The organism is Allobosea sp. P1_A7 (genome assembly GCF_056406775.1).
Map to the genome: position 1 here is coordinate 1 of NZ_JBFTZN010000395.1, position 3,802 is coordinate 3,802.

General features: G+C 62.4%; 3 protein-coding genes. 2 read left to right on the forward strand and 1 reads right to left on the reverse strand.

All coding sequences use genetic code 11. The features are described 5' to 3' along the window. Nucleotides 1-432: 432 nt before the first annotated feature. Both AC1D34_RS34930 and AC1D34_RS34935 read left to right on the forward strand, forming a co-directional pair. Complete coding sequence (locus AC1D34_RS34930) at nucleotides 433-984, forward strand: phosphatase PAP2 family protein (protein WP_476826706.1); 552 nt, start codon at nucleotides 433-435, stop codon at nucleotides 982-984. Between the two features lie 4 nt (nucleotides 985-988). Further along, complete coding sequence (locus AC1D34_RS34935; RefSeq protein WP_476826704.1) at nucleotides 989-1,885, forward strand: DUF6328 family protein; 897 nt, start codon at nucleotides 989-991, stop codon at nucleotides 1,883-1,885. 170 nt (nucleotides 1,886-2,055) lie between these two features. Here AC1D34_RS34935 and AC1D34_RS34940 read toward each other — a convergent pair whose 3' ends face one another. Then, entirely contained in the window at nucleotides 2,056-3,501 is a 1,446-nt protein-coding gene (locus AC1D34_RS34940; protein WP_476826705.1) for an IS4 family transposase, read from the reverse strand. Nucleotides 3,502-3,802 lie beyond the last annotated feature (301 nt).

The following is a 3,802-nucleotide window of genomic DNA, read 5'->3' on the forward strand; positions in this document are numbered from 1 at the left end:
GAGACATCGATTCCAGCATAATGCTCCACGGCTGTTCCTCTCATGATGCTTGAGGCCGATCGCTCGGACCTCGTTTTCAACACCATCATTCTGAGGGACAGCCACCCAAAATGGCTATTCGAAGCGCCGGCCCATTACGGCATCTAGGGTGGCGATCCAGTCTTCCCGTGGGAAGCGGGCGCCCATTCTGACAGCGAGTTCGCGGCCCGTTTCGATAGGCTCCATTGGTCTCATCGTCCTGGCTCCAACTCGAGGATGTTTCGAGGAACTCATCCCGGGAGCTCGGAGTTCCGCCGGAGAATTCAGATCGAGCCGATTCTATCCTGATTGGTCAGGAGCAAATCCTGCCCCGGAAAGAGCCTCAGAGGAGAATGCCGAACAAATCCCTCGCTGGCTCGTTTTGAGGGCTAGTTGGAGCGGGCACTTCACATCATGCGGCGATGGCGAGTACCAGTTTTCCCCTTCGATCGGGCTATCGCCCGGGGAATCGCACATCAAACTGCGCCCGCGGTGGAGCGCCCTCTACAGTTAGCAACGCTTCTCGCCGACGAGCGGCTCTTGTTCGTCCTGGCTTTCGGAATATGGGTCGCGGCCCAGAGCGGACCTCTACGGCGACGCTTGGCGGCAAGGCACATCCTCCTCAGCGTCGTAGTGAGCTCGGTTGTACCTCACATTTTGAAGCGCTGTTTTGCCCAAGAGCGACCTGATCGGATCGAAGTCCGCAGACGGCGCCGCGGGATCCCTCGCTCCGGAAAGGCACTCGACTCATTTCCCTCAGGGCATGCGGTTCAGATGGGCGCCTTGGCGGCTGCCCTCGCGCGGATCTGGCCGCAACATTCGGTCTGGGCCTGGAGCGGCGCAACGTTGATTGGGCTCACGAGGGTTGCATTGCTGGCCCATTGGCCCAGCGACGTACTGGCTGGAGGCGCTCTGGGAGTAGGGGTCGAACATCTGGTGAAGTCGCTAGAGCGAGGTGAAAGCTGACCCGATGTCGCTGGTCGCCAAGACGAAGACGGCGCTTGATGAATCGCGCATGCTCATGCTGGGAGCCCAAATTTTGCTGGGCTTCCAGTTTCATGCGCCGTTTCAAAACGCCTTCTCTTCCCTATCGTCCGCCGAGAAAGTGCTCGAACTCGGCGTTCTCGCTCTGATTATTGGCGTAATCGGCCTCCTGATCATGCCGAGTTCGTATCATCGCATCGCCCTTGCTGGTGAGGCGAGCGGCAGGCTTATTGCCTTGATTGACCGCGTGATGGTCGCCACGCTCGTGCTGTTCGCGGTCGCGATGGGAGCCGATCTGGGTCTCGCTGGCGCGCGCATCGCCGGTGCCGCGTGGGGGGGCTTTGCGGCGTTCTGCGGCTTCGTCGCGAGCATTGCCATCTGGTTTGGTCCCTGCCTGGTTCGCGATCAGGAGTTAGCCATGCCGACCTCGGATGAAAAGACACCGACCGCTGCGAAACTGGACTATGTGCTCACTGAGGCGCGTGTCGTGCTCCCCGGCGCCCAGGCTATTCTGGGCTTTCAATTCGCAATTGTTCTGACAAAGGAGTTTGCGGAACTGACTTCTGACCTGAAGCTTGTCCATGGCTTCTCTCTGGCCCTTATCGCGGTCGCCACGGCACTATTGATCGCGCCGGCGGCATATCACCGGATCGTCTACGGCGGACGGGACGATCCGGATTTCCAGCAAGTCGCGAGTAGACTGATTTTACTAGCGACTGTGTTTCTCGCGCTGGGTATTTCGGGTGACGCATATCTGGTGGCATCAATGATCGCAGGCAATGGTCGCTTATCGGCGGCCTTCGGAGTTGTTACGGCGACGGTCCTTCTGGGCCTTTGGCATGCTTGGCCTTGGTTGAAGTCTCAGCAGATCCCGGGTGCCTGATGGGCTTTGCCGGCAACTGCGCTTGGCGGCGTTGCGTGCCGCCTCCGCAGCCTCCTGGCATATTTTCCAGGGTCGAATAGACCGCACCCCGTTGGCCGAGTGATCGTCGACCTCGCCGATGCGCTGAAGCGCATGGCGGGTGATGCGTAAGCCTCCGGTGAAGCTTTCGATTACCCACATCGTCGGCGCGTTCCGATGGAGATGCCGAAGGCGATGTCGTTGAGGCGCGTCAGGCCTCGCCAGACAACCATGTTTCCAGGTGGCGGATCGTGGTTGCGGGCGAGGTAGCCGCCGAGCATGGCGATCTGGAGCAGATAGGTGGCGAGGGTCCTGCGCAGGATGCGCGGCTTGGCCCGCGCAGCGTCGATGCCATCAAGCGTCGCGATTTCGGCTGGGGTGAGGACTGTCTCCGGCTCAGCCTCGGGCTTTGCTCGTGCGGACATGGTGAGGAAGAAGATGCGCCAGCTGACCACCGCGATGAGGGCGAGGAACTTCGCCAGCCGCTCGGCGGTCTCGAGCCTCGCCTCTTCGGCGCGGCAGCCGGACTTCATCACCTTGTGGAACACCTCCGCCTTCCAGCGCAAGGCGTACCATTCGAGCTTCTCGACGGTGGCGGCGAGATCGCCGACCAGCAGATTGGTCACCAGCTTCCAGTCGATCGGCGGACGGTCCGCCGGTGGGTCGATCTCAAGGGCGTGGATGTAGGTGAGACGCTGAGGACTATATCGCTTGCGCTTGCCGATGGGCGGCAAGGTCTCGATGGCGGCGAACTTCACATGCACGCACGCCGTCTCGTCCTGGCCGATCTTGACGCGATGGCGTCCCGCCCAGGGCGCAGCCGAGAGCTGGGCGAAGACCCGATGCGCCCCATCCTGCAGCTCGGCGTCGGCGGGCGCGGCGGCCAACCGATTGGTCTGCACCCGCACCAGAAAACGCGTGCCGAGATCCTGCGCCAGGCAAAAGAGCTCGTAGATGTCGCTCTCGCGGTCGGCCACATGCACGCAGCGATCCGGCGTGCCCACGAGCGCCATCGACTGGCGCAGGTTCTCCAGCCAGCGATAGCTTTCCTTCGTCTCGATCGGCACGCGCGTGGGGTTCACATGCCGCTTGAGCGTCCAGGTCCCCTTGAACTTCGTGCGTGTCCAGAACTTCGCTGCCGTCAGCCCGAGCGGCGTGCCGCTGAGGGTCACAGCCAGGCTCGAATGCATCAGCACCCCGCACAAGGTCACCACGTTGGGCTGACCCGCCTTATAACGCCCGGCGTTGATGGTCTTGGTGAAGCCGATCTTGCCTGGCTGCGCGCGGCTGTAGATGAACTCGGTGGTATCTTGCAGGATGAGGATCGGTCCCTCGCTCGCCGCGCAGCGCACGGCGGTCGCGGCAAAATGGCCGGCCAGTACCCCATGCTCGGTGACGCGCGGGTTGTCGAAAAAGCGATAGGCCGCCTTGGTCGCCGCCCAGTCGCCGCACGCGGCCGGGACCGGTTGGCCAGGTGCCGCCGACATCTGATCAAGAAGACGGCGCAACCGGCGCGCCAGTCGTTTGTCCGGCAGCCCCGCCGAAACGACTTCATCGTCATGCCAGCCTGCGGCGCCGGCTCCCGTGTCCCCGCTCATCTGTGACGCCTCCGCGAATCGGCGTCACAGACAGAATCACGGACGATTCAATGGGTGCAAATCGCGCGTAGGAGATGTGGGTAATTGAAAGCCGGTGAAGGCCGCTTCTCTGCCCAGATGGCGGACGTCAGGGACTGTCAGCGAACGCGGTCCTGATGACGGCGCGGGCCGGGTGGTCTGCCTCGAACCAGACGGCGGCGATGTGCGCCACGAAGCGATCTGGGTCGAGCGGAAGCCCTGCAGCGTTGATCACAGCAGCCTGCGTCTCCAAAAGGCTGGCGAGTGCCTCACGATGGTAGAC

Coding starts and splice junctions, on each gene's coding strand:
- AC1D34_RS34930 (WP_476826706.1), top strand. CDS start 433: ATGCGGCGATGGCGAGTACCAGTTTTCCCCTTCGATCGGGCTATCGCC.
- AC1D34_RS34935 (WP_476826704.1), top strand. CDS start 989: ATGTCGCTGGTCGCCAAGACGAAGACGGCGCTTGATGAATCGCGCATG.
- AC1D34_RS34940 (WP_476826705.1), bottom strand. CDS start 3,501: ATGAGCGGGGACACGGGAGCCGGCGCCGCAGGCTGGCATGACGATGAA.